The 23,880-nt window shown below is 73.1% G+C and carries 24 protein-coding genes; 11 read left to right on the forward strand and 13 right to left on the reverse strand.

Annotated features, from left to right (window positions below):
- Positions 1-51 precede the first annotated feature (51 nt).
- From ygfZ to DDW44_RS06495, 3 genes are all read right to left on the reverse strand, one after another.
- A complete protein-coding gene (gene ygfZ, locus DDW44_RS06485; RefSeq protein ID WP_108905826.1) occupies positions 52-1,017 on the reverse strand; it encodes a CAF17-like 4Fe-4S cluster assembly/insertion protein YgfZ in 966 nt (321 codons plus the stop codon).
- A gap of 10 nt (positions 1,018-1,027) precedes the next feature.
- Entirely contained in the window at positions 1,028-1,465 is a 438-nt protein-coding gene (locus tag DDW44_RS06490; RefSeq protein ID WP_026164971.1) for a Fur family transcriptional regulator, read from the reverse strand.
- Between the two features lie 205 nt (positions 1,466-1,670).
- Positions 1,671-2,243, reverse strand: coding sequence for a heme-binding beta-barrel domain-containing protein (locus tag DDW44_RS06495; protein WP_017945927.1), 573 nt, complete (start codon positions 2,241-2,243; stop codon positions 1,671-1,673).
- A 290-nt stretch (positions 2,244-2,533) separates the two neighbouring features.
- On the opposite strand from DDW44_RS06495, the gene DDW44_RS06505 reads away from it, so the two are divergent.
- Positions 2,534-2,896, forward strand: a complete 363-nt coding sequence (locus DDW44_RS06505; protein WP_108905827.1) for a DsrE family protein — start codon at positions 2,534-2,536, stop codon at positions 2,894-2,896.
- Positions 2,897-3,088: 192 nt separating this feature from the next.
- Here the strand turns inward: DDW44_RS06505 and DDW44_RS06510 are convergent, their stop codons facing one another.
- From DDW44_RS06510 to DDW44_RS06545, 8 genes are all read right to left on the reverse strand, one after another.
- Positions 3,089-3,364 carry a DUF3099 domain-containing protein gene (locus DDW44_RS06510; protein ID WP_108905828.1) on the reverse strand — a complete coding sequence of 92 codons (276 nt, stop codon included), beginning with the start codon at positions 3,362-3,364 and terminating at the stop codon, positions 3,089-3,091.
- Positions 3,365-3,475: 111 nt separating this feature from the next.
- Positions 3,476-3,763, reverse strand: a complete 288-nt coding sequence (locus DDW44_RS06515) for a DUF1416 domain-containing protein (RefSeq protein ID WP_017945923.1) — start codon at positions 3,761-3,763, stop codon at positions 3,476-3,478.
- 78 nt (positions 3,764-3,841) lie between these two features.
- Positions 3,842-4,687 carry a sulfurtransferase gene (locus DDW44_RS06520; protein ID WP_017945922.1) on the reverse strand — a complete coding sequence of 282 codons (846 nt, stop codon included), beginning with the start codon at positions 4,685-4,687 and terminating at the stop codon, positions 3,842-3,844.
- Positions 4,688-4,839: 152 nt separating this feature from the next.
- On the reverse strand, positions 4,840-4,920 hold the full coding sequence (locus tag DDW44_RS33490; protein WP_361688077.1) for a putative leader peptide: 81 nt from the start codon (positions 4,918-4,920) through the stop codon (positions 4,840-4,842).
- Between the two features lie 449 nt (positions 4,921-5,369).
- Positions 5,370-6,059 carry an LmeA family phospholipid-binding protein gene (locus tag DDW44_RS06530; RefSeq protein ID WP_108905830.1) on the reverse strand — a complete coding sequence of 230 codons (690 nt, stop codon included), beginning with the start codon at positions 6,057-6,059 and terminating at the stop codon, positions 5,370-5,372.
- A 102-nt stretch (positions 6,060-6,161) separates the two neighbouring features.
- Positions 6,162-7,469, reverse strand: coding sequence for a hypothetical protein (locus DDW44_RS06535; protein ID WP_108905831.1), 1,308 nt, complete (start codon positions 7,467-7,469; stop codon positions 6,162-6,164).
- A gap of 10 nt (positions 7,470-7,479) precedes the next feature.
- On the reverse strand, positions 7,480-7,734 hold the full coding sequence (locus DDW44_RS06540) for a MoaD/ThiS family protein (protein ID WP_108905832.1): 255 nt from the start codon (positions 7,732-7,734) through the stop codon (positions 7,480-7,482).
- 51 nt (positions 7,735-7,785) lie between these two features.
- On the reverse strand, positions 7,786-8,640 hold the full coding sequence (locus tag DDW44_RS06545) for an alpha/beta hydrolase family protein (protein WP_244223974.1): 855 nt from the start codon (positions 8,638-8,640) through the stop codon (positions 7,786-7,788).
- A gap of 633 nt (positions 8,641-9,273) precedes the next feature.
- Here DDW44_RS06545 and DDW44_RS06550 point away from each other — a divergent pair.
- From DDW44_RS06550 to DDW44_RS06570, 5 genes are all read left to right on the forward strand, one after another.
- Positions 9,274-10,089 (forward strand): response regulator transcription factor, encoded by an 816-nt coding sequence (locus tag DDW44_RS06550; protein ID WP_018889471.1) that lies wholly within the window; start codon positions 9,274-9,276, stop codon positions 10,087-10,089.
- 23 nt (positions 10,090-10,112) lie between these two features.
- A complete protein-coding gene (locus DDW44_RS06555; protein WP_017945916.1) occupies positions 10,113-11,138 on the forward strand; it encodes a LacI family DNA-binding transcriptional regulator in 1,026 nt (341 codons plus the stop codon).
- Between the two features lie 242 nt (positions 11,139-11,380).
- Positions 11,381-12,487 carry a S1C family serine protease gene (locus DDW44_RS06560; RefSeq protein ID WP_108905834.1) on the forward strand — a complete coding sequence of 369 codons (1,107 nt, stop codon included), beginning with the start codon at positions 11,381-11,383 and terminating at the stop codon, positions 12,485-12,487.
- Between the two features lie 20 nt (positions 12,488-12,507).
- Positions 12,508-13,236: a response regulator transcription factor gene (locus DDW44_RS06565; protein ID WP_017945914.1), complete on the forward strand. Its 729-nt coding sequence runs from the start codon at positions 12,508-12,510 to the stop codon at positions 13,234-13,236.
- A complete protein-coding gene (locus DDW44_RS06570; RefSeq protein ID WP_108905835.1) occupies positions 13,233-14,660 on the forward strand; it encodes a sensor histidine kinase in 1,428 nt (475 codons plus the stop codon). Before DDW44_RS06565 ends, DDW44_RS06570 begins: the two co-directional genes overlap by 4 nt.
- On the opposite strand, the gene DDW44_RS06575 is transcribed toward DDW44_RS06570, so the two are convergent.
- Positions 14,625-15,515, reverse strand: coding sequence for a phosphatidylinositol-specific phospholipase C (locus DDW44_RS06575; protein ID WP_108905836.1), 891 nt, complete (start codon positions 15,513-15,515; stop codon positions 14,625-14,627). The two genes, DDW44_RS06570 and DDW44_RS06575, sit on opposite strands and share 36 nt — an antisense overlap.
- Positions 15,516-15,739: 224 nt before the next feature.
- Positions 15,740-17,566 carry a bifunctional metallophosphatase/5'-nucleotidase gene (locus DDW44_RS06580; RefSeq protein ID WP_108905837.1) on the reverse strand — a complete coding sequence of 609 codons (1,827 nt, stop codon included), beginning with the start codon at positions 17,564-17,566 and terminating at the stop codon, positions 15,740-15,742.
- Between the two features lie 137 nt (positions 17,567-17,703).
- Here DDW44_RS06580 and mshD point away from each other — a divergent pair, with 137 nt between their 5' ends.
- The 5 genes from mshD (at position 17,704) to DDW44_RS06605 (ending at position 23,677) form a co-directional block, all read left to right on the forward strand.
- Positions 17,704-18,630, forward strand: coding sequence for a mycothiol synthase (mshD, locus tag DDW44_RS06585; protein ID WP_018889465.1), 927 nt, complete (start codon positions 17,704-17,706; stop codon positions 18,628-18,630).
- Between the two features lie 313 nt (positions 18,631-18,943).
- Positions 18,944-19,519: a hypothetical protein gene (locus DDW44_RS06590; protein WP_108905838.1), complete on the forward strand. Its 576-nt coding sequence runs from the start codon at positions 18,944-18,946 to the stop codon at positions 19,517-19,519.
- A gap of 345 nt (positions 19,520-19,864) precedes the next feature.
- The gene (locus DDW44_RS06595; RefSeq protein ID WP_018889463.1) at positions 19,865-22,087 is read left to right on the forward strand and encodes an RNA degradosome polyphosphate kinase; all 2,223 of its coding nucleotides are present in this window, start codon (positions 19,865-19,867) and stop codon (positions 22,085-22,087) included.
- Positions 22,074-23,252 carry a CHAD domain-containing protein gene (locus DDW44_RS06600; protein WP_108905839.1) on the forward strand — a complete coding sequence of 393 codons (1,179 nt, stop codon included), beginning with the start codon at positions 22,074-22,076 and terminating at the stop codon, positions 23,250-23,252. Before DDW44_RS06595 ends, DDW44_RS06600 begins: the two co-directional genes overlap by 14 nt.
- The gene (locus DDW44_RS06605; RefSeq protein WP_108905840.1) at positions 23,249-23,677 is read left to right on the forward strand and encodes an NUDIX hydrolase; all 429 of its coding nucleotides are present in this window, start codon (positions 23,249-23,251) and stop codon (positions 23,675-23,677) included. Before DDW44_RS06600 ends, DDW44_RS06605 begins: the two co-directional genes overlap by 4 nt.
- Positions 23,678-23,880: the final 203 nt, after the last annotated feature.

Raw genomic sequence — 23,880 nt, forward strand, 5'->3', positions numbered from 1 at the left:
GCCCCGACGGGTCTCCGAGGGCCCCGAGGGGGCCTGCCGGCCCGTCGGGCCCTATGGCTCGACCACGACCTCCTGGGCCGCCGCCGTGCTCCCGGCCATCAGTTCCGCGTCCACCGGCACGTTCCGCTTCACCAGGGCGAGGGCGATCGGCCCCAGCTCGTGGTGGCGGGCCGATGTCGTGACGAAGCCGAGCTGCCGCCCGTCCGCGCCGTCCGCGGCCAGCCGTACCGGAGTGCCGTGTCCCGGCAGATGCACCTCGCTGCCGTCGAGGTGCAGGAACACCAGCCGACGCGGCGGCTTCCCCAGGTTGTGGACGCGTGCCACGGTCTCCTGCCCCCGGTAGCAGCCCTTCTGCAGGTGGACCGCGGCGCCGATCAGGCCGAGCTCGTGCGGGATGGTGCGGTGGTCGGTCTCGAAGCCCAGCCGCGGGCGGTGCGCCTCCACGCGCAGGGCCTCGTACGCCAGGACGCCGATCGCCGGGCCGTTGGCCGCGGCGTAGGACTCCAGTGCGGCCCGCGGCAGGAACAGGTCGCGGCCCTGCGGGGTCTCCCGTACGACCACGCCCTCGGGGACCTCCGCGATCGAACCGGCGGGCAGGAACACCACGGCGAACTCGTCCGTACGGTCCGCGATGTCCACCTGGTAGAAGAACTTCATCGACTCCAGGTACGCGAGGAGCGCCTCCCGGGTGCCCGGTTCGACGTGCGCCCACACCGTCTCGCCGTCGTCCACGAGGTACAGCGCGTGCTCGATGTGGCCGTGGGCGGAGAGGATCAGGGCTTCGGTGGCCTCCCCGGGGGGCAGCTCGCTGACGTGCTGGGTCAGCAGCAGATGGAGCCAGCCCAGCCGGTCCTTCCCGGAGACGGTGATCACGCCCCGGTGCGAGAGGTCGACGAGACCGGTGCCGTCGGCGAGGGCACGCTGCTCGCGGAACAGATCGCCGTAGTGGGCGGCGACACCTTCGTCGCGCCCCTCGGCGGGGACGGCGCCGGGCAGCGACAGCAGAGGGCTCTTCATGAACCCAAGCCTACGACCGGCCGTCGGCGGCCCTTCCCTCGCACGTCCGGCAGCGGCCGAAGATCGCGAAGTGCTTCATGTCGGTGACGAAGCCGAACTTCTCGCGGAGTTCCGCGGTGAACCCGGCGGCCACGTCGACGTCCGCCTCGATCACGTCCCCGCAGTCGCGGCACACCAGATGGAGGTGGTGGTGCCGGTCCGCCAGGTGGTAGGTGGGGGCGCCGTGCCCGAGATGGGCGTGCGAGACCAGGCCCAGCTCCTCCAGCAGCTCCAGGGTCCGGTAGACCGTCGAGATGTTCACCCCGGACGCGGTCTTGCGCACCTCGACGAGGATGTCGTCGGGCGTCGCGTGCTCCAGAGTGTCGACGGCTTCGAGGACGAGCTGGCGCTGCGGGGTCAGACGGTAACCGCGCTGCCGCAGATCGCTCTTCCAGTCGGTGCTCACCACGCGTCCAGTGTAGGCAGCGCGGAGCCGGGGTGCGGAGGGACGGCGGTCCGTCAGCACCCCCGGGTGCCGCAGGAGCCGCGGGCGGTACGAGAAGGACCGCGCGGGGCCCCGGGTCACACGGCCCGGTTTGCCGCGGACTGCCCGCGCCGGGCGGTCACGCGGGAGGAGCGGAGGGGGTCGGAGGGGGCCGGAGGAGCCGGAGGGGTCACTTGAAGAAGGCGATGCCGTCGTCCGGCAGATCACCGAGATCCTTCGCCCATGCCTCGACCTGCTCGGGGGTGACGGTCTTCTTCAGGTGCGCCGACATGTAGGGCCGCAGCGGCACCTCGGGGGTGGACTTCTCGCCGACCCACATCAGGTCGCCCTTGACATAGCCGTAGAGCCGCTTGCCGCCGGCGTACGGCGGGGAGGAGACGGTGCGCGCGACCGCGTCCGTGGCCAGGTCGATCTGCGGCTTCTTGTCCGCGAGATCGCCGTACCAGACCTCCACGACGCCCTGGTCGCGGACCATCACGACCTCGACCTTCCGGTCCTTGTCGATCCTCCAGTAGCCGGACTCGCTCTCCAGGGGGCGGACCTTCCTGCCCTCGGAGTCCAGCACCCAGCTGTGCGAGACGTACTCGATGAAGTCCCGGCCGTCGTGGCTGAAGGTCACGGACTGGCCGAAGTTGCACTTCTCCGAGCCGGGGAAGTCGGACACACCCGCGCCCTCCCAGGTGCCGAGGAGAAACGCGAGCGGCACGAGGTCGGGGTTGAGGTCTGACGGAATCTCGATCATGGCTGGCTCTGTCGGTCAGTGGGATAGGGACTAGCGCTGGCCCTGGTACAGCTTCTTCACGGCCAGGCCGGTGAAGGCGAGGACGCCCACACACACCAGGACCAGCAGCAGTTCGAAGAAAACAATCACGGGTGCTCCTCGGGTGAGCGCGAAGGCAGATCGGGCCGCACCCCAGCTTAGTGGGCGGGGGCGCGGCACTCTCCGCGAGGGCGGCCCCACCGGCTCCGGCGCGGCCCGCCACCCGACCTGCCCCCACCCGGCTCGCGGCCCGTCCGATTACAGTGCGGCCTATGGCGAAGAAGCTCGTGATCAAGGTGACCGCCGGGGCCGACGCCCCCGAACGCTGCTCGCAGGCCTTCACGGTCGCCGCAGTCGCCGTGGCGAGCGGGGTGGAGGTCTCGCTCTGGCTGACGGGCGAGTCGTCGTGGTTCGCCCTGCCGGGCCGGGCCGCGGAGTTCGAGCTCCCGCACGCGGCACCGCTGCCGGATCTCTTCGAGTCGGTGCTGGCGGCGGGGCGGATCACCCTCTGCACGCAGTGCGCGGCACGGCGCGAGATCACGGAGAAGGACGTGATCGAGGGCGTACGGATCGCGGGCGCGCAGGTCTTCGTGAGCGAGGCCATGGCCGACGGCACCCAGGCGCTCGTCTACTAGCAGGTCCGCGCGGGTTCGAGCGGGTCCGTGCGGGTTCGAGCGGGTCCGTGCGGGTCCGTGCGGGTCCGTGCGGGGGTCCGGGTCGGTACCCCCGCACGAGCGAGGCTGCGGGCCCGGCACCACTGGCCCGGCACCACACCCGGCAGCATGGGTTCGGCCGGCGCATGGCCCGGCTGTCGCATGCCCCCGGCGTCACGGACGCGGGCCCTGGCCCGGTTTCCGCTTGCCGTCCAGCTCGTCCCACCACTCGTCGGACTGCGGGTCACCCGACGGATCGTCCCACCAGCGGTCCTCCGGGCCCCGCCGGTTCGCCACCACCGCCGCGAGCGGCGGGATCACCATGGCGACGAAGCACATGCCGACGGCGACCGGCATCGACCACAGACGCACGAAGGCCCAGGCGGAGACGAAGAGGACGAGGCATCCGCCCATCAGCAGGAAGTAGGCGTGACGGCGCCGCGCGTACATGCTTCCAGCGTAGGTCGCGGCGCCCGGGACGGCACGAAGGACCGCACCCATGTCCAGGAAAGCGTCCAACCCCCTGGGGTGCGGCCCTTCGGCCGGTCCGGTTCGCTGCCGTCAGACGGCGATGGCCACCTCGGAGAGGCCACCCGTCTGCGCGACGACCGTACGGTCCGCCGTGGCACCCGGGACGAGGGCCCGCACGGTCCACGTCCCCTCGGCCGCGTAGAAGCGGAACTGTCCGGTCGCCGAGGTCGGGACCTCGGCGGTGAACTCGCCGGTCGAGTCCAGCAGACGCACATAGCCGGTGACCGGCTCGCCGTCGCGGGTCACCTGACCCTGGATGGTGGTCTCACCGGGCTTGATCGTCGAGGCGTCGGGGCCGCCGGCCTTCGCTCCACACATGCTTTTCCGTCCTTACGGTCGAGGGGTCCGGAGGTCCAAGAGATCCGGAGGATCCGGGAGGACCGGGAGATCCGGGGCTTACTTGTTCGCGCCGAGCTCGATCGGCACGCCGACGAGCGAGCCGTACTCGGTCCAGGAACCGTCGTAGTTCTTGACGTTCTCCACACCGAGCAGCTCGTGCAGCACGAACCAGGTCAGGGCGGAGCGCTCGCCGATGCGGCAGTAGGCGATGGTGTCCGTCGCCAGGTCGACCTGCTCCTCGGCGTAGAGGGCCTTGAGCTCGTCGTCCGACTTGAAGGTGCCGTCGTCGTTGGCGTTCTTCGACCACGGGATGTTGCGGGCGGTCGGCACGTGGCCGGGGCGCTGCGACTGCTCCTGCGGCAGGTGGGCCGGAGCAAGCAGCTTGCCGCTGAACTCGTCGGGCGAACGGACGTCGACCAGGTTCTGGCTGCCGATGGCGGCCACCACGTCGTCGCGGAACGCGCGGATGGACACGTCCTGGGCCTTGGCCTTGTACTGGGTGGCCGGGCGCTGCGGGACCTCGGAGCCGTCGACCAGGTCGCGGGAGTCGAGCTCCCACTTCTTGCGCCCGCCGTCGAGGAGCTTCACGTCCTGGTGGCCGTAGAGCTTGAAGTACCAGTACGCGTACGAGGCGAACCAGTTGTTGTTGCCGCCGTAGAGGACGACGGTGTCGTCGTTGGCGATCCCCTTCTCCGACAGCAGCTTCTCGAAGCCGGCCTGGTCCACGAAGTCACGGCGGACCGGGTCCTGGAGGTCCTTCTGCCAGTCGATCCGGACGGCGTTCTTGATGTGGTTCTTGTCGTAGGCCGAGGTGTCCTCGTCGACCTCGACGACGACGACCTTCGGGTCGTCGAGGCGGGCCTCGACCCAGTCGGCGTCTACCAGGACGTCGCTGCGGCTCATGCTGTCTCTCCTCCGGGGCAGTGTGCGGCGAGTGGTGCGCTGGGGTGTCGCGCGGGATGTGCGGGTACGCCGCAAGGGCGTCGGGCACGCGGGTTGGCCCTGATCCATGGCAGGTCAGAAGGCCCGGGGAATACGGAAGTCGACGCTTCCGCTCAGATGCCGCGACAGAGCATGGCGGCGACACGGCACAGGTCGACTGCCCGCCGCTTCGTGAGATCCGCCTGTCGCTTCATGGGTCCGATCGTAGGGACGAGTCGGCGGCCGTGTCACCGCCGTGTCGCATTCTGAGACACGATCGTCCGAAGGGCGGGATGGTTGACCGCTTCCCCACTTCCCCGGCGCCACCCCGCGGCACGCCCCGACCGCGCCATCTGAGGAGCGGACATCAGCGTCTCACCATCCGGCCATCAGGGGAATCGGGCCAGGAAATCGGGCCGGGGAATGGCGCCAGGGAGCCGGGGAATGGCGCCAGGGAATCGGGTCGGGAGACCGGTACCGACGGCCGCCGCCCGCGGGGCCGGGACGCGGGCGCACGGGCAGCGGGGCGACGGACGTACCGCCGGGCGGGGCGACGGGCGCGGCGATCGGCGTACCGCCGGACGAGGACGACGGACGCAGCGCATGACGAGGGCCGCCGGGCGGGGCGAACGCGTCAGACAGGGTGGGGCGGCGGGCGGGCGGCTCAGCCGGCCAGCAAAACGTTCCTGCCGGAGACGGTGACGACGAGGCCGTCCTCCTCCGCCTGGACCTTCTCCAGCGTCATCCCCTGCGGCAGACCACTGATCTCCCGGTCGAAGTCGGTCTTCCGCCGGATGAGGTTCTCCAGCACCGGTATGCCCTCCCCGGGCACCTCGTCGGCCCGCACCCGGATCGTGTCGCCGTCGACCAGGCTGACCGTGGAGACCACGCCGCGGGTGAGCGTCCGGCCGGCGACGTCGACCGAGCCGGTGACCTTCACCTTGCCGTTCCCGCCGTACGCCAGCGTGACGTCCTCGTCGGCCGCCTTGGCGAGGTCGGCGTACGAGATGCGGGCGGTGCCGCTCGCGGTCGTCGCCGTGGCGCTGGAGAAGCCGCTGCCGAGGCGCACCTGGTGCAGGGCGGCCGACATCTCGGTGATGACGACCCGGCGCCCGCCGGCGCTGGCCTCGACGCCCCGGACGGTGACGTCGACACGCTCCAGCTCCTTCCCGGCGACCTGGGTCAGGAACGGGAAGCCCGCGATCGACACCTCCGTCGTCCCCGAATAGCCCTGGCGCGCCTTGACCTTCTCGGCGGCCTCCTGCTCGGCGTAGTCGAGCAGCAGCCGGTCGGCGGCGACGAAGAGGCCGCCGAGGACCGCCGCGGTGATCAGCAGTATTCGCAGTGCGCGCACGCCTGGTTCTCCCACCCCTGTCGCAACCGCCCCCGGACGGAAGCGGACTCAATGATCGACGTCCCCGGAACGCTAGTGGTTCCCGCCCGGCCCGGGCCAGGGTCAGCCGACCACCCGGCCGAGCAGGTACACGATCGGCGCCGCGGCGGTCAGCGGGAGCGCGACACCGGCCGTCATGTGCACGAAGCGGGACGGGTAGTCGTAGCTCGCCACCCGCAGGCCGACGAGCGCGCACACCCCGGCCCCCAGGGCCGGCAGCACGGCCTCCACGCCCACCCCGGTCACCGCGCCCGCCGCGATCCCGGCGCCCACGGCTGTCAGCAGGGCCACCAGCGCGGAAGCGGCTCCGGGCAGCGGCAGCGCCCGGGCCAGGGCCGCGGCGGCGACCGCCGCGCCGCCCGCCGCGACCGCCTCCGGGGCGGCGGCGAGGAACCCGGCCGCGACGATCGTCAGCGCCGCCGAGGCGATCGTCGCCATGAGACCGTGCATCCGCTCGTCCGCGGACGCGCGGCTGCGCAACTGCAGCACCAGCGTGAGGAGCACCCATACGCCGAGCGTCCCGACGAGCGCGGCCGCAGCGTGCTCCCGGCCCGCGCCCAGCAGCACGGCGTCGGCGACGAGACCGCCCGCGAAGGCGAGTGCGATGCCCTGGCGAGCGGGCCACATGCCGTTCAGCCGGAACCAGCCGGCAGCGGTGAGGCCCTGCAGCGCGATCAGCGGGACCAGCAGCAGATAGGGCGAGACGCCGGCGGTCGCCGCGAGCAGCAGGCCGAGGAGGGCCGTGAGGCCTGCGGGCTGCACACCGGGCGGGATGATCGGCGAACGGCCCTCGGCGCGGGCCCGCTGGGCATCGGTGACGCGGGAGTTTCCCCTGGTGGTGGGAGCACCGTACGCGGGCTCGCCGCCGGTGGTGGGTGCTCCGTACGCGAGCTCGCCGCCGGCGGGTGAGCCGACCGGGTCCGGCTCCACCACCGGCGGGACGTACGAGGCGCCCTGCGGCCCGTACGCCGCGGACGTGTCCGGAGCCTCCGGTGGCAGCGGGTGCGCCGTCACGTGGGGGGCGCCCACCGGCGGCAGGTACGCGGTGTCGGCGGCCCCGGTGTACCGGCCGCCCTGCGGGTACGGGGGGTGCGGCGCATCGCCGACCACCGGCTGGTACTGGGTGTCCCAGGTCTGCCCCTCCCACGTCTGGGCGACGTGGGCGTCCCGCGGGTTCTGCCACGCCTGGGCGGCCTGGGGGTCCGGCGGGTTCTGCCACGTCCGGGCGGCCTGGGGGTCCGGCGGGTTCTGCCACGCCTGGGCGGCCTGCGGGTCCGGCGGGTTCTGCCACGCCTGGGTGACCTGGGGGTCCGGCGGGTTCTGCCCGTAGGGGTCGTGGGCGCCGTACGGATTCTGCTGATCGCTGCTCATGCTGTGCGGTTCACCCTCCTGCGAACGGCGGGAGCACCTCGACCGTGCCGCCCTCGGCCAGCCGTACGGTCTCATGCCGGCGGGTCCCGACGGGCGCACCGTCGACGAGGAAGGAGCACCGCCGGAGTACGCGCTCGAGCTCGCCCGGGTGCCTCTCGCGGACGGCGTCCAGTGCCTCGGCCAGGTTCTCCGCGGCGTACGGCTCCTCGGCCACACCGGCTGCGGCCTTGGCCGCGGCCCAGTAGCGGATGGTCCCCGCTGCCATCGCGGCACTCCTCTCTCCCGACTCTCCCGCTCGTCGACTGTCCATCATGGGCTATGCGCGGACGAGCCAGTCCCCGAGGCGCCCCAGGAGCGCGTCGCCGGCCGCGTTCTCCGCGTGTCCCATGCCCGGTTCCAGCCACAGTTCGGACGGTCCGGCGGCGGCCAGCATCCGGGGGTGGTCCAGCGGGAAGTACGGGTCGCGGTCGCCGTGCACGATCAGCAGCGGGGTCGGGGCGATCAGCGGCACGGCCGCCACCGGGGAGAGCGGCACCGGGTTCCAGTCCCGGGGGTGGATCCGGGTGCGCAGTCCGTAGCGCCCGACGAGCCGTCCCGCCGGGCGGGTGACCACCCAGTGGAGCCGGCGCATCGGCGCCGTGCCCCGGTAGTACCAGCGGGCCGGCGCGCTCACCGCCGCGACGGCGTCGGTCCGGCACTCCCGCGCGTCCGCCGCGAGCCACGGTTCCGGCGCGTCCCCGTACGGCCACCGCCGCTCCCCGCCGGCCCGCCGGGCGCCCGCCTCGGGCAAGGGCTCCCGCGCGTCCGCGTCCGTGGCCGCCGCGGCGCGCTCCCGCGCCGCTCCCCCGGACGGCGCCGCGTACGCCGCCCCGTACAGCGCCGCGTGCCGCAGCGCCACCGAGCCGCCCATCGAGAAGCCGACCGTGACCACGCGCCGGTACCCAAGGGACCGCGCCCAGGCGACCGCGGCCGCGAGATCCAGCACCTCGCGGTCGCCGACGGTCGAGAGCCCGCCGGAACGGCCGTGCCCCCGGAAGGAGAAGGTGACGACCGCCGCGCTGCGGGCGAGCACACGAGCCGCCCGGCGCACCGCCGGGCGGTCCACCGAGCCGGTGAAGCCGTGCGCCACGACGATCACCGTTGCGCTCTCCGGGGCCGCGGGACGACGCACCGGATCCCCGCCGTCCCCCTCGGCACCGCCTGCCCGGCCATCACGGCCGACGCCGCCGTTACCGCCGCCGACACCGCCGTTACCGCCGCCGCTGACACCGCCGGCCCTGTCAGCCCCGGCGACCCCGCCGGCCCTGTCAGCCCCGCCGTCACCACCGGGCCGGGCCGTCGAGCGGTGTCCCGGATCCCCCTCGGACCGGCCCGCGCGGGGCTCGTGGAGGGCCTCGACGAGCACCCCGTCGGAGGTCCTCAGCGTTGCGCGCAGGAGTCCCGGGGTGATCGAGGAAACATCCACACTGTGAAATCGGGCCTCCGGCTCGGAAGTCATGTGGGCTATTCTGCTTGGCAGAGGATCCGGGCGACGTAGCCCCCGGGTCCTTTTGTGTTTGCAGGCCGTTGTTACAGACAGGTGAACGAGACGATCGCGGAACCCCGGGGCGCGGGGGACCGCGGCCGGGCAGGAAGCAGTTGCCGCACACTCCCCCGCGGTCTTCGGGCGTGGGAGGTACCCCCTCTCGCAGGGACGAGGAGGAACCGACGTAATGGGCGAGCGAACCGTGCACGACCGAGAAACGACCACCCGGACAGGGGCAACGGCCCGGACAGGGGCGACGACCGGGGCAGGTGGGACGCGATGAGCTCTCTGCTGCTCCTCACCAACGCCCTCCAGCCGTCCACGGAGGTGCTCCCCGCCCTCGGCCTGCTGCTCCACAACGTACGCGTCGCCCCGGCGGAGGGCCCGGCCCTCGTCGACACCCCGGGAGCCGACGTGATCCTGGTCGACGGGCGGCGCGACCTTCCCCAGGTGCGCAGCCTCTGCCAGCTGCTCCGCTCCACCGGGCCCGGCTGCCCGCTGGTCCTCGTCGTCACGGAGGGCGGTCTCGCGGCCGTCACCGCCGACTGGGGCATCGACGACGTGCTGCTGGACACCGCCGGCCCCGCCGAGGTGGAGGCCCGGCTCCGGCTGGCGATGGGCCGCCAGCAGCTCACCTCCGACGACTCCCCCATGGAGATCCGCAACGGTGACCTGTCCGTCGACGAGGCGACCTACAGCGCGAAGCTGAAGGGCAGGGTCCTGGACCTGACCTTCAAGGAGTTCGAACTGCTGAAGTACCTGGCCCAGCACCCCGGCCGGGTCTTCACCCGGGCCCAGCTCCTCCAGGAGGTCTGGGGCTACGACTACTTCGGCGGCACGCGCACGGTCGACGTCCACGTACGGCGGCTGCGCGCCAAACTCGGCCCCGAGCACGAGTCCCTCATCGGGACCGTGCGCAACGTGGGCTACCGCTTCGTCACACCGGAGAAGGCCGAGCGCTCGGCGGAGGAGACCGCCGCAGCGAAGGCGAAGAAGGCGTCCGCCGCAGCCGCCGCCGCAGCCACCGCCCCGGCCGCGGGCATGATCGAGGAGGTCGAGGCCGTCGAGGCGGCCGTACGCCCTGCCCAGAGGTAGGTCACCACGCGTAGACTGCGCGCGTGGCCAAGGTGACGCGGGACGACGTGGCGCGACTGGCGGGTACTTCGACCGCGGTCGTCAGCTATGTCATCAACAACGGACCCCGGCCGGTCGCACCGGCCACGCGCGAGCGCGTACTCGCCGCGATCAAGGAGCTGGGCTACCGGCCCGACCGGGTCGCGCAGGCGATGGCCTCGCGGCGCACCGATCTCATAGGCATGATCGTGCCGGACGCCCGGCAGCCGTTCTTCGCGGAGATGGCGCACGCGGTGGAGCGGGCCGCGGCCGACCGCGGAAAGATGGTCCTGGTCGGCAACTCGGACTACCGCGACGAGCGCGAGGTCCACTACCTGCGGGCCTTCCTCGGCATGCGGGTCGCCGGTCTGATCCTGGTCAGCCAGGGCCCGAGCGAGCGGGCCGCGGCGGAGATCGAGGCCTGGGACGCCCGGGTGGTGCTGCTCCACGAGCGCCCCGAGGCGATCGACGACGTCGCCGTCGTCACGGACGACATCGGCGGTGCGCAGCTCGCGACACGGCACCTGCTGGAGCACGGTCACCCGTATGTGGCGTGCCTCGGCGGGGTCGAGGAGACCCCGGCGGTGGGCGACCCGGTGGCCGACCACGTCGAGGGCTGGCGGCGGGCGATGCTGGAGTCCGGGCGGTCCACGGAGGGCCGCCTGTTCTCGGCGCCGTACAACCGCTACGACGCCTACCGCCTGGCCCTGGAGCTGCTGTCCGGCCCCGAGCGGCCTCCGGCGATCTTCTGCGCGACGGACGACCAGGCGATCGGCGTCCTGCGGGCGGCCCGTGAGCTGCGGATCGACGTCCCCGGTGAGCTCGCGGTGGCGGGCTTCGACGACGTCAAGGAGGCCGCGCTGACCGATCCGCCGCTGACGACCGTCGCCTCCGACCGTCCGGCGATGGCACGCGCGGCGGTGGACCTGGTGCTGGACGACGGTCTGCGGGTGGTCGGATCGCGGCGGGAGCGGGTCAAGCTGTTCCCCTCGGCGCTGATCGTGCGCCGCTCCTGCGGCTGCGAAGGCTGACCTCACGGCAGGCGCCCTCTCCCGTCCGGGCACGGCGAAGGCCGACCTCAGGGCGAGGACCGTCTCCCGTCCGAGGGGTGGCAAAGGCCGAGCTCACGGCGAGGACCGTCCCCCGCCCGGACGGGGCGCATCGCGCCCCACCCCTCCCTGGAGACTGCCTTTATATGGGGCATACAGGCTTCTGCCGGGCTTCTCAGGGCGTCCTCAGCGCCCTCTCATGTACGGGCCCGACAGTCTTCACCATGACGGACCACCACCACCGCAGCGGCGGAGACGACGGCACCCAACCCGACCACGCCCACCCGTACTCGTACCCGCCCCCGTACCCGTCCTCGGGCCCGGAGACGGGCCCGTCCCCGTACCCGGGCCCCGGCGACGGGGCGTACCCGCCGCCGCCCCCGCACGCCCCCGCGGCGTCCGCGCCCGGCCACCGGGCCCGTGCGAGGCGGCCCGTCGCGCTGATCGCGGCCGTGGCGATCGTCGCAGCGGCCGTCGGCGGCGGGGCGGCGACGCTGGTGGAGCGGTTCACCGCCGGGAGCGCGCCCGGCGCCTCCGTGGCCGTCAACGGAACCACGGTGTCCCAGAGCGGCAAGGGCACCGTCGCGGGTGTCGCGGAGGCCGTCTCGCCCAGCATCGTGGAGATCAACGCCTCGTCCGGCTCCGGCCAGTCCACCGGCTCTGGCGTGATCATCACCTCGGACGGCGAGATCGTGACCAACAACCATGTGATCGCCGGCGCGGACACCGTCAACGTCCGGCTCAGCGACGGCCGGACGTACACCGCGGACGTCGTCGGCACCGACCCCGACAAGGACCTGGCGCTGATCGGGCTGCGGGGCGCCGAAGGCCTGAAGGCGGCCGCCCTCGGCGACTCGAGCAAGGTGAAGGTCGGCGACGAGGTCGTCGCGATCGGCTCCCCCGAGGGCCTCACCGGCACCGTGACCAGCGGCATCGTCTCGGCCCTCGACCGGGACGTGACCGTCGCCAAGGACGGCGGACAGGGGCAGGGCCAGGGGCAGGAACAAGGGCAGGGGCAGGGACAGGGCCAGGGGTGGCAGGACCCGCGGGGGAACTGGCCCTTCGAGTTCGGCGGCCGGGAGTTCAACGGCGACACCGGCGACTCCAAGACCACCTACCAGGCCATCCAGACCGACGCCTCCCTCAACCCCGGCAACTCCGGCGGTGCGCTGATCAACATGAACGGGGAGATCATCGGCATCAACTCCGCCATGTACTCGCCGACTTCCGCGAGCGGCTCGACCGCGGGCAGCGTCGGCCTCGGGTTCGCCATCCCCATCGACACCGTCAAGGCCGACCTGGACACCCTGCGCTCGGGCGGCGGCGCCTGAGCGCGTGCGAGGCTGGGGCCATGACCTCCACACCGGACGACGGCGGGCGCATCCTCGTCGTCGACGACGAGCCCGCCGTGCGCGAGGCGCTCCAGCGCAGCCTCGCCTTCGAGGGGTACTCCACCGAAGTCGCCGTCGACGGCGCCGACGCGCTCGGCAAGGTGGAGTCCTACCGGCCGGACCTGGTCGTCCTGGACGTCCAGATGCCGCGCATGGACGGACTGACCGCGGCACGCCGGCTGCGCTCCGCCGGCTCCACCCTGCCGATCCTGATGCTGACCGCACGCGACACCGTCGGCGACCGCGTCACCGGCCTCGACGCCGGGGCCGACGACTACCTGGTGAAGCCGTTCGAGCTGGACGAGCTGCTGGCGCGGATCAGGGCACTGCTGCGGCGCAGCTCGTACGCCGCCTCCGGGTCCGGCGGCGGGGAGTCCGGCGAGGTGCTGTCGTTCGCGGACCTCCGGATGGACCTGGTCACCCGCGAGGTCACCCGCGGACCGCGCCGGGTCGAACTGACCCGTACCGAGTTCACCCTGCTGGAGCTGTTCCTGGCGCACCCCAGGCAGGTGCTGACCCGTGAGCAGATCCTGAAGACCGTCTGGGGCTTCGACTTCGAGCCGAGCTCCAACTCGCTGGACGTCTACGTGATGTATCTGCGCCGCAAGACCGAGGCCGCCGGTGAGCCGCGGCTGGTCCACACCGTCCGGGGAGTGGGCTACGCCCTGCGGGAGGGGTCCCCGGAGTGATCCGCAGATTCCGCGCCCTGCCGCTGCGGTCACGGCTCGCGCTGCTGACGGCGACGGCCGTGGCGGCCGCCGTCGCCGCGGTCGCCGTCGCCTGCTGGCTGCTGGCCCGGGCACAGCTGCGCGACGAGCTCGACACCTCGCTGCGGAACACCAGCGCGCCTCCCGATTCGGTCGCGACCGCGCTGGCGGCGTGCCGGACACCCGCCAGGGCGCCCGACGACGCGCGGGCCTTCGCGTACGTCCAGGTCCTCTTCCCCGACGGCACCCGGTGCGTCACCCCCTACACGGAGCCGGTGAAGGTGAAGTCCGCCGACCTCGCCGTGGCGCAGGGGCTGCGGAAGGACGCACTGCACGGCGGCACCACGGACGACGGCGACGACGTGCGGGTCCACACCGTGTCCAGGCCGGTGCGGGGCCAGCAGGCCGCCGTCATGGTCGCCCGGCCGCTCCACGAGATCGACACCGCCCTGAACCGGCTCGCCCTCCTGCTCACCTTCCTCGCCGGCGCCGGGGTCGTCGCCGCCGGAGCCGCCGGCCTGTGGGTCGCCCGCACCGGTCTCAAGCCCGTCGACCGGCTCACCGACGCCGTCGAGCACGTGGCCCGCACCGAGGACCTGACCGTGCGGATCCCGGTGGAGGGCGAGGACGAGATCGCCCGGCTCTCGCGCTCCTTCAACCAGATGACCGCCGCGCTGGCGTCCTCCCGCGACCGGCAGGCCCAGCTCATCGCGGACGCCGGCCACGAGCTGCGCACCCCGCTGACCTCGCTGCGGACGAACATCGACCTGCTGGTCCGCAGCGAGCAGACGGGCCGGGCCCTGCCGCCGGGCGACCGGGCGGCGCTGCTGGCCTCCGTCAGGGCGCAGATGTCCGAGCTGGCCGCGCTGATCGGCGATCTGCAGGAGCTGTCCCGGCCGGACAGCGCGGCGCCCGGCCCGGTCCAGGTCGTCGCGCTGCACGAGATCACCCGGACCGCGCTGCGGCGGGCCCGGCTGCGCGGCCCGGAGCTGAGGATCGAGGCCGAGCTGCGGCCCTGGTACGTACGGGCCGAGCCCGCGGCGCTGGAGCGGGCCGTCGTCAATGTCCTGGACAACGCGGTGAAGTTCTCGCCGCCGCGCGGGGCGGTCGAGGTGGAGCTGGACCGCGGGGTGCTGACGGTGCGCGACCACGGCCCCGGGGTGCCGCCGGAGGAACTCCCCCATGTCTTCGAGCGGTTCTGGCGCTCCCCGTCCGCCCGTGCGCTGCCCGGCTCCGGCCTGGGGCTGTCCATCGTGGCCAGGACCGTGCGGCAGGCGGGCGGGGAGGTGGAGCTGCGTCCGGCGGAGGGCGGCGGCACCGTGGCGGTGATCCGCCTGCCGGGGGCGCCGGACCCTCCGCCGGAGGTGCCGTCAGTTGTGCCGGATGAGCGAGTCGACCAGCCCTGACCGGGTGTTCGGGAAGTCGAGCACGACGATTCCGAGGCCCTTCCAGCCGCTCGCCGTACCGTCCAGGAAGCGGTGGACGCGGGGGTTGAGGTCGTCGGAGTTCCACCGCGGCGGCAGATAGGCCGAGGTGCTGACGAAGTTGACGAACACCCTGCCCGGCTGCTCCGCCGCCTTGCGCAGATGCGCCACGACCTTGGGGTACTTGTCCCACGGCGGGGCGTTCCAGTCGTCCTGGGTGTCGAAGACCGCGCCGTCCCACCACTTCAGGCCGGGCAGCCCGCCGTTGTCCGCGATCAGGACGACCTTTCCGCGCGCCCGGCCGAGGGCGGGGAGGGAGTCGCCGATGTGGAACAGCGCGCGCCAGCCGCGTGCGTCGAGGTAGTCGTCGAAGACGGCGCGGAACGCGGCGTCGCTCTCTCCCGAGTACTCCTGCTTCACCCGCATCAGGACGGTCTCCGAGGGGTGGGCGCGCAGGAAGTCGCGGCAGGCGATGAGGACGTCGCCGAACATCATGTGCTGGTAGGACGGCCCGTGGTGGATGGCGAACGAGCCGTCGATGGCCCGGCAGCGTACGTCCAGGAACCGGATCCCCGAGTCCAGTTGCTGCGCGATGGTCGTGTTCTGGCACTCCGACCAGGGGCCGCCGAAGCGGGCGCCGGAGTCGTGGGTGCCGGGGATGGTGAGCGTCCGCAGCGCCCTGGCGTCGTCGAGACCGGCCATCCAGTCCCGCGGGCCGAGCGCCCTCCGCGGCGCGGCCGCGGCCGGGGCCGGTGCGCCGATGAGGACGGACGCGGAGGCCACCGCCGCGCCCGTGAGGAAACCACGTCTGGTCAAGGACCGTGTGCTGAGGGACATGCTCGCCGTCTCCTTGGTCGGCCTCCGCGATGTGGGGGGTCGCGGTCGGCACCGGGATGATTGCAGACATGCCCATGACAGGAAATGAGCCGGACGAAACCGGGGGAAGCGCGGAGGGGCGGCGGACCCGCGGTCCGCCGCCCCTCTGTACTCGACCGGCGCTCGCTCGGCGCTCGGCTCGGCGCTCGCCCGGCGCCCGCCCGGCGTGCGCCTGGCTCAGCCGGTCACCTGACGACCGTGATCCGGCCCGTGGCCGGCGGCGCCAGCGGGGCGCCCGGGCTGGAGTGCGCGGCGAAGTAGGCGGTGAGCAGGTCCAGGTCGGACGCGCCCACCAGCTTGTTCTTGTGCTCCTTCAGCACCGCGAAGCCGTCGCCGCCGCCCGCGAGGAACTCGTTCATCGCGACGCGGTAGGTCTTCGCCGGGTCGATCGGCTCACCGTTCAGCCGCACGGAGTCCGTCACGATCCGGTCGGCACCGGTCTTCGTCATGTCCAGGGTGTAGGTGAAGCCCTCCGAGACCTGGAGGATCTTCGGCGCGGCCTGGTTGGAGCCGCTGACCTGCTGCTGCAGCGCGGTGATCAGCTGGGCGCCGGTGAGGTCGACCGCCGTCATCATGTTGGTGAACGGCTGCACGGTGAACGCCTCGCCGTAGGTCACGACGCCGTCGCCCTCGCTGCCGGACGCCTTGTGGACCAGACCCGCACGGATGCCGCCCGGGTTCATCAGCGCGAGCTGCGCGCCGCCCTTGTCGGCCGGGGCCATGCCCTCCAGCTGCGCGTCCGCGATCAGGTTGCCGGCCGGGCGCTCGGGCAGGTCGGCGGGGTTCTCGATGTCCGCCGAGATGTAGCCGACGGGCCTGTTGGCGATCGGCGCGGCCAGCGCGTTCCAGCGGTCGATCAGCTGCGTCATGTCCGCGGCCTTGGGCACGTCACGGGTGACGACGTGGTTGGCGGACGCGACGGACGTGCGCACGATGTCGCGGGTGCGGCGGTCGTAGGTGAGCGTCGTGTCGGTGTAGAGCTTGCCGAACGACGCGGCCGAGGTGACCGTGCGCGGCTTGCCGGACGGGTCCGGGATGGTGCACGCGTACGCCTGGTGGGTGTGGCCGGTGACCAGCGCGTCGACCTGCGGGCTGACGTTCTTGGCGATGTCGACGATCGGGCCGGAGATGCCGTCGCCCGGACCGGGGCTGTCGCAGTCGTAGTTGTACGAGCCGGAGGCCGGCGCACCGCCCTCGTGCAGCAGCGCGACGATCGACTTCACACCCTTGCGCTCCAGCACCTTGGCGTACTTGTTGATCGTCTCGATCTCGTCGCCGAACTTCAGGCCCTTGATGCCCTCGGCGCTGACGATGTTCGGGGTGCCCTCCAGGGTGACGCCGATGAAGCCGATCCGCACCCCGTTCTTCTCCCAGACGAAGTACGGGTCCAGGAGCGGACGGCCGGACTTCTCGTCGGTGACGTTGGCCGCGAGGTACGGGAAGTCCGCGCCGCGGAAGGTCTTCGGCTTGCCGTTGGCCTTCTTCTCGTAGCACCCGTCGACCGGGTGGCAGCCGCCGTTCTGCAGCCGGGCGAGCTCCCGGGCCCCCTCGTCGAACTCGTGGTTGCCGACCGAGGTCACATCGAGCTTCAGCTTGTTCAGCGCCTCGATGGTCGGCTCGTCGTGGAAGAGGCCGGAGAGCATCGGCGAGGCACCGACCATGTCGCCGGCGGCGGCGGTGATCGAGTACCGGTTGCCCTTGCGGGCCTCGCGCAGATGCGTGGCGAGGTACTCGGCGCCGCCCGCGTCGATGGTGCGGGTGGTGCCGTCCTCGTTGGTGTGGGTGACCCGGCCCGCCGAGCCGGCGGGCGGCTGAAGGTTGCCGTGCAGGTCGTTGAAGGACAGCAGCTGGACGTCGACGGTGCGGCCGTAACCGTATCCGTGGTCGTGGCCGTGCCCCTGGCCGCGGTCGTGAGCCCCCGCGGGCATCGCGGCGACCAGTGCGCCGACGGTGGTCAGTCCGGCGGCGGCCGCGAGTACGCGGCGGCGCCTCTGGTGCGATGTCGCTGACATCTGTCCCCTTGTCAGTTCAGCGTGAAACGACTGTCCTCAGCCGGGCAGCCTAGAGTCAACGCGCGTAGCGCGACAGGGGGTAGCGGGTTACGAGCTGGTATCCGATCGGGTTCGGCCGGGCGCCGTACCCTCGTCGTATGACTGACGCAGCTCCCGCCGCCATCGAGCCCGGCCGGCAGATCAAGACGCTCGACGAGCTCACCCCCGAGCTGGCCGACGACGTGCTCGGCATGCTGTCCGTCGCCGCCCGCGCCGACGGGGTACAGGCCGTATCGGAACAGGGCCGGCTGTATCTGCGCCACGGCCGGCGCGAGGGCGTACGGCACTTCGTGCTCACCGTCGCCGGGGACCTCCGCGGGTACGCCCAACTGGAAGGAACCGACCCGGTGGAGGCCCCCGCCGCCGAGCTGGTCGTCCACCCCGCGCACCGCGGCCGCGGCCACGGCCGGGCCCTGGGCAACGCGCTGCTCGGGGCGTCCGGCAAGCGGCTGCGGATGTGGGCGCACGGCGGCAAGTCCGCCGCCCGCCATCTCGCCCAGGTGCTGGGCCTGACCCTGTTCCGTGAACTGCGGCAGCTGCGGCGCCCGTTGAGCCCGCTCGACATTCCGGAACCGGTCCTTCCGGATGGTGTGACGGTCCGCACCTTCGTCCCCGGCCGGGACGACGCCGCCTGGCTCGCGGTCAACGCGGCCGCCTTCGCCCACCACCCCGAGCAGGGCTCGATCACCCAGCGCGACCTCGACGACCGCAAGGAGGAGGCCTGGTTCGACCCCAAGGGCTTCTTCCTCGCCGAGCGCGGGGGCGAGATCGTGGGCTTCCACTGGACGAAGCTGCACGCCGAGGACCAGCTCGGCGAGGTGTACGTGCTCGGCATCCGCCCCGACGCCCAGGGCACGGGCCTCGGCAAGGCCCTGACCGCGATCGGACTGCGCCATCTCGCGGCGCAGGGAGTGCCGACGGCCATGCTGTACGTCGACGCGGACAACCCGGCGGCCCTGCGGGTGTACGAGCGGCTCGGGTTCACCACGCACGAGGTGGACCTGATGTACCGCACGGAGACCTGAGCCGCCCGCACGAGCGGGATGGGCCGCGGGGCCGCGGGGTCGCGGGGCCGCTCCGCGCGAACCGAACCGCCGGCACCGTCCGGCACCGAACGGACCGCAGGGACCGCAGGGACCGCAGCGGCGAACCGAACGGACCGCAGGCTCGGACGAACCTGCCAGACGGCCGGCTCGGACGAGCCGGCCGGACCGCAGGGACGAACCTGACAGACGTTCGGCACCGGACGAACCGGACGCAGCGCGGGGACGAACCGGCCGTACGGCAGACTCGGCGGCGGGCGCCTCGGCGGACGGCTCCTGCCGTACCCTCCTCCCCATGGCGAAGTGGGGGCGGTCGGCGGCGGACGTCTTCTGGTCGGTGGACCGTGCTCTCGGGGGTCAGCGCGCTCCGACCCGGCCGCAGAGGTGGGCGGCACGTCACCCGATCGCTCTGGGTCTGTACGCGTCCGCGGCCTTCGCCCTCTTCCTCCTGGGCGTATCCCCGGGCGAGGGGCTCACGGACGCGCTCATCGCGCTGCTCGGCGGGGCGGTCGGGGGCCTGCTCTTCTCCCTCACCGCGATGGCCGAGAGGGGCCGGCAGCGCAGACTGAAGCGGCTGGGCCTGTGGAACGGGCCGGGACGGCATGCGTCTTCCGGCCGGCGGCGGGCGGCGCACGCCGCCCGTGCGGCGCTGACGAGAGTCCGGTGGCCTCTTCTCGGCGCCTGGGCGGCGTGGTGGGCGTTCCTCACCGCCGCGCTGTGGCTGCTCGGCCTGGTAACCGGTCAACCCGCGGATCTCCCGGGCTGCGCGGCCTTCGCGCTGCTCGTGATCATTCTGGGTGAGATCGGCGACCGCCTGCGCCGTCGCCGGGCCGCGCGGCGCACCGGCGTCCCGACGAACGCCGGCGAGTAGGCCGGGGCTCGCGGTTGCCGCGCCGCCACACCCGCCCGACGGCTCCGCGTCCGGGCGGGCGTGGCAGGCGGCGAACGGGTCCGAGCCGCCGCGGCCGACCGCGACCCGCACGCACGGCCGTGGCGGACGGTGGGGCCGCCGCATCCGCTCGGGCGGTGGGCATGACAGATGAGGCGCGCGGGGGTACCCCGGACGTCATGTTCTCGTTACCGGCCATTCAGCGACCCTTGCGACCCTCACGGAATGCAGCCCGCTGTGCCCCCCGCCCCGCGGAACGGGCGTTCCCACCCCTCCGGGACCCGCTCCGGCGCGCCCGGTCACCCCTTTGCGCGGAACAATGGGTCCATGAGCCAGCAGCCCGCCGAGGTACCGGTCCAGAACGCCCAGCCGTCCGTCGGCTCCATCGCCGCGCACCGCCCCCACGCGGTGTCCGCCGCGGTCTCCGACCTGGAGCCCGACATCGACGCCGACCTCGACGCCTACGAAGGCGAGGCGGAGGGCGCCGAGCTGCCCCAGGGCCGCTTCCTGGACCGCGAGCGCAGCTGGCTCGCGTTCAACGAGAGGGTCCTGGAGCTCGCCGAGGACCCCACCACACCGCTCCTCGAGCGGGCGAACTTCCTCGCGATCTTCGCCTCGAACCTGGACGAGTTCTTCATGGTCCGGGTGGCCGGACTGAAGCGCCGCATCGCCACCGGCGTCGCGACCCGTTCCGCCTCCGGACTCCAGCCCCGCGAGGTGCTGGAGCTGATCTGGAACCGCTCCCGCGAGCTCATGGCCCGGCACGCCGCCTGCTTCCAGCAGGACGTCGCCCCGGCCCTCGCCGACGAGGGCATCCACCTCATCCGGTGGCCGGAGCTGACGGAGAAGGAGCAGGCCCGCCTGTTCACCCTGTTCCGCCAGCAGATCTTCCCCGTCCTCACCCCGCTGGCCGTGGACCCCGCCCACCCCTTCCCGTACATCTCGGGCCTGTCGCTGAACCTCGCCGTGGTCGTCCGCAACCCGGTCAGCGGCCACCGCCACTTCGCCCGGGTGAAGGTGCCGCCGCTGCTGTCCCGCTTCCTCGAGGCCTCGCCGCAGCGGTACGTGCCGCTCGAGGACGTCATCGCGGCGCACCTGGAGGAGCTCTTCCCCGGCATGGAGGTGCTCGCGCACCACATGTTCCGGGTGACCAGGAACGAGGACCTGGAGGTCGAGGAGGACGACGCCGAGAACCTGCTCCAGGCCCTGGAGAAGGAACTGCTGCGCCGCCGCTTCGGCCCGCCGGTCCGGCTGGAGGTCGAGGAGTCCATCGACCCGTACGTGCTGGACCTGCTGGTCCGGGAGCTGAAGATCTCCGAGTCCGAGGTCTACCCGCTGCCCGGACCGCTGGACCTGACCGGCCTGTTCGGGATCGTCTCGCTGGACCGTCCCGAGCTGAAGTACCCGAAGTTCATCGCCGGCACCCACCGCGACCTCGCCGAGGTCGAGTCGGCGTCGGCGCCCGACATCTTCGCGGCGCTGCGCGAGCGGGACGTGCTGCTGCACCACCCGTACGACTCCTTCTCCACGTCGGTCCAGGCCTTCCTGGAGCAGGCGGCGGCCGACCCCGACGTCCTGGCGATCAAGCAGACGCTGTACCGGACCTCCGGCAAGTCGCCGATCGTGGACGCGCTGATCGACGCCGCCGAGTCCGGCAAGCAGGTCCTGGTCCTCGTCGAGATCAAGGCCCGCTTCGACGAGCAGGCCAACATCAAGTGGGCCCGCAAGCTGGAGGAGGCCGGCTGCCACGTGGTCTACGGGCTCGTCGGCCTGAAGACCCACTGCAAGCTGTCGCTCGTGGTGCGGCAGGAAGGGGACACCCTCCGCCGCTACTCGCACGTCGGGACCGGCAACTACCACCCCAAGACCGCCCGGCTGTACGAGGACCTCGGCCTGCTGACCGCGGACCCGCAGGTCGGCGCCGACCTCTCCGACCTGTTCAACCGGCTCTCCGGCTACTCGCGCCGCGAGACCTACCGCCGGCTGCTCGTCGCCCCGAAGTCGCTGCGCGACGGGCTCGTCGCCCGGATCAACAAGGAGATCGTCCACCACCGGGCCGGGCGCCCCGCGTACGTCCGCATCAAGGTCAACTCGATGGTCGACGAGACGATCATCGACGCCCTCTACCGCGCGTCGCAGGCCGGTGTGCCGGTCGACGTCTGGGTCCGCGGGATCTGCGCGATCCGGCCCGACGTACCGGGCCTGTCCGAGAACATACGGGTCCGCTCCGTCCTCGGGCGCTTCCTGGAGCACTCGCGGATCTTCGCCTTCGGCAACGGCGGCGAACCCGAGGTGTGGATCGGCAGCGCGGACATGATGCACCGCAACCTCGACCGCCGCATCGAGGCACTCGTCCGGGTCACCGACCCGGCCCACCGCGCGGCCCTGACCCGGCTCATGGAGTCCGGTATGTCCGACTCCACCTCGTCCTGGCACCTCGGCCCGGACGGCGAGTGGACCCGCCACTCGACCGACGGGGACGGGCAGCCGCTGCGGCACGTCCAGGAGATGCTCATAGACGCCCGGAGGCGCCGGCGTGCACAACCATGACCTCCCCCCGGCGCCTCGAGCGGCCGGCGCCGACCAGGTCCTGGCCGGATACCTGCAGAAGCAGGCCGGCGACTTCCTCCGCGGTCTGCGGCTGCACGGCGAGTGCGGCGCGGACACCCACGGTGCGGCGGACGCCGCCCGGACCCTGCGGGGGGCCGCGCACCGCATCCGCGGCACACTCCACACCTTCCGGGCCCTGCTCGATCCGGCCTGGGCGGACCAGCTGCGCACCGAACTCGCCTGGCTCTCCGGAGTACTCGCCGAGGAGCACGCCTGCACGGCCCGGCTGACCCGGCTGCTCGACGCCCTGGCCCGGCTCTCCGGCACCCAGCCGGTGCCGGCGGCCCGGACCTCGGCCGGCGGCCCCGCAACGCCCGGGCGGGCGGAGGGCCGTCCGACGCCGGAGGACACCGGGGCCGACCCGGCACCTGCACCTGCATCGGGGGCCGACCCCGCACCTGCACCTGCATCGGGGGCAGCCCCGGCCGCCGGGCGGCGCGGCGCCCTCACCGTCGGCGGCGCCCGCGCCGGGGCGCTGCTGGAACGGCAGCTGACCCTCGGCCGCACCCGGGCCCACTCCGCCGCACTCCAGGCGCTGGGCTCCTCGCGGTTCCACGCGGTCGCGGACGCCGTCGCGCTGCTCGCCTCCGAGGTGCCGCTGGCCGCGACCGCCGGTGCGCCCGGCGCCGCCCTCGCGGCGCACGCGGAGATCGCCGAGCGCAGGCTGCTGGACGCGGTCACCGCGCTGCCGCTGGCCCGTGCGGCCCACCCGTACAACGCCGAAGCCCTGGTCCACGGCCTCGCCACCGCCTCCGCCGGCGAGGCCCAGGACGCGCCCTGGCACCAGGTGCGGCATCTGCTGCGGCTGCACGCGTACGCCCAGGAGGTGCTGCACGCCCGCGGCGGCACCGGCCCCGGCCGGCGGCTGGTCACCGCGGGCCGCGCCCTGGACCGGCACCGCGACGCCGCCGAGGCCGCGGCAGCGGCCGCCACCGCGGCGCGCACGCCCCGTATCGCGCCGGCCACCGCGTACGCCCTCGGCGTGCTCCACGCCGACCAGCGCCACGAGGTCGAAGCCGCCCGCTTCGCCTTCCAGCGGGCCTGGCAGGAAGTAGCCCACGGGCCCGACGGGCCACGTGACGAGCACGCGCTGGCCGCGCCGTGAGCACCGCCCCGCACGGCACCGTCCTCGCGGCCGGCTGCGTCCTGTGGCGCCGCTCCCCGCGGACGCCCGGGACCATCGAGATCTGCCTGGTCCACCGCCCCCGCTACGACGACTGGTCACACCCGAAGGGCAAGCTCAAGCAGGGCGAGCAGGCACTGGAGGGAGCGCTGCGCGAGGTCCGCGAGGAGACCGGCCACCAGGGGGTTCCGGGCCCGGTCCTGCCGACGGTCCGCTACCTCGTGGACGGCCGCCCCAAGCAGGTCAGCTACTGGGCCGCCGAGGCCCCGGCGCCGGGGCGGTTCACCCCCGGACGCGAGGTGGACCGCATCGCCTGGCTGCCCCCGGACGCCGCCCGCCGCCGGATCACCGAGCCCCGTGACCGGACCCTCGTCGACGCGCTGCTGAAGGCCCTCGGCACCCGCTGACCAGGGACCTCGCGCCGCACGGAAACCCCCTCGCCACCCGCCGAACCGCGGACTCCGCGCCGCACTCGCCGTGCAGCCGCGTTCCGCGGGGAGGCCCCTCGCCACCCGGCCCACCACCGTCCCCGGCCCCCACGGAGGAAGCCGCGAAGAAGGCCGTGGGGAAGACCGCGGGAACACCGCGGGTAACACCGCTGGGAACGCCG

It is taken from the genome of Streptomyces tirandamycinicus (assembly GCF_003097515.1).
GTDB classification, from domain to species: Bacteria; Actinomycetota; Actinomycetes; order Streptomycetales; family Streptomycetaceae; genus Streptomyces; species Streptomyces tirandamycinicus.

Excerpts from the sequence above, each read along its gene's own strand:
- DDW44_RS06550 (WP_018889471.1), top strand. The coding sequence starts at position 9,274 with ATGAGCTCTCTGCTGCTCCTCACCAACGCCCTCCAGCCGTCCACGGAG.
- DDW44_RS06580 (WP_108905837.1), bottom strand. The coding sequence starts at position 17,566 with ATGTCAGCGACATCGCACCAGAGGCGCCGCCGCGTACTCGCGGCCGCC.
- DDW44_RS06495 (WP_017945927.1), bottom strand. The coding sequence starts at position 2,243 with ATGATCGAGATTCCGTCAGACCTCAACCCCGACCTCGTGCCGCTCGCG.
- DDW44_RS06595 (WP_018889463.1), top strand. The coding sequence starts at position 19,865 with ATGAGCCAGCAGCCCGCCGAGGTACCGGTCCAGAACGCCCAGCCGTCC.
- DDW44_RS06565 (WP_017945914.1), top strand. The coding sequence starts at position 12,508 with ATGACCTCCACACCGGACGACGGCGGGCGCATCCTCGTCGTCGACGAC.
- DDW44_RS06505 (WP_108905827.1), top strand. The coding sequence starts at position 2,534 with ATGGCGAAGAAGCTCGTGATCAAGGTGACCGCCGGGGCCGACGCCCCC.
- DDW44_RS06515 (WP_017945923.1), bottom strand. The coding sequence starts at position 3,763 with ATGTGTGGAGCGAAGGCCGGCGGCCCCGACGCCTCGACGATCAAGCCC.
- DDW44_RS06540 (WP_108905832.1), bottom strand. The coding sequence starts at position 7,734 with ATGGCAGCGGGGACCATCCGCTACTGGGCCGCGGCCAAGGCCGCAGCC.
- DDW44_RS06520 (WP_017945922.1), bottom strand. The coding sequence starts at position 4,687 with ATGAGCCGCAGCGACGTCCTGGTAGACGCCGACTGGGTCGAGGCCCGC.
- DDW44_RS33490 (WP_361688077.1), bottom strand. The coding sequence starts at position 4,920 with ATGAAGCGACAGGCGGATCTCACGAAGCGGCGGGCAGTCGACCTGTGC.
- DDW44_RS06535 (WP_108905831.1), bottom strand. The coding sequence starts at position 7,469 with ATGAGCAGCGATCAGCAGAATCCGTACGGCGCCCACGACCCCTACGGG.
- DDW44_RS06575 (WP_108905836.1), bottom strand. The coding sequence starts at position 15,515 with ATGTCCCTCAGCACACGGTCCTTGACCAGACGTGGTTTCCTCACGGGC.
- DDW44_RS06590 (WP_108905838.1), top strand. The coding sequence starts at position 18,944 with ATGGCGAAGTGGGGGCGGTCGGCGGCGGACGTCTTCTGGTCGGTGGAC.
- DDW44_RS06560 (WP_108905834.1), top strand. The coding sequence starts at position 11,381 with ATGACGGACCACCACCACCGCAGCGGCGGAGACGACGGCACCCAACCC.
- DDW44_RS06510 (WP_108905828.1), bottom strand. The coding sequence starts at position 3,364 with ATGTACGCGCGGCGCCGTCACGCCTACTTCCTGCTGATGGGCGGATGC.
- ygfZ (WP_108905826.1), bottom strand. The coding sequence starts at position 1,017 with ATGAAGAGCCCTCTGCTGTCGCTGCCCGGCGCCGTCCCCGCCGAGGGG.
- mshD (WP_018889465.1), top strand. The coding sequence starts at position 17,704 with ATGACTGACGCAGCTCCCGCCGCCATCGAGCCCGGCCGGCAGATCAAG.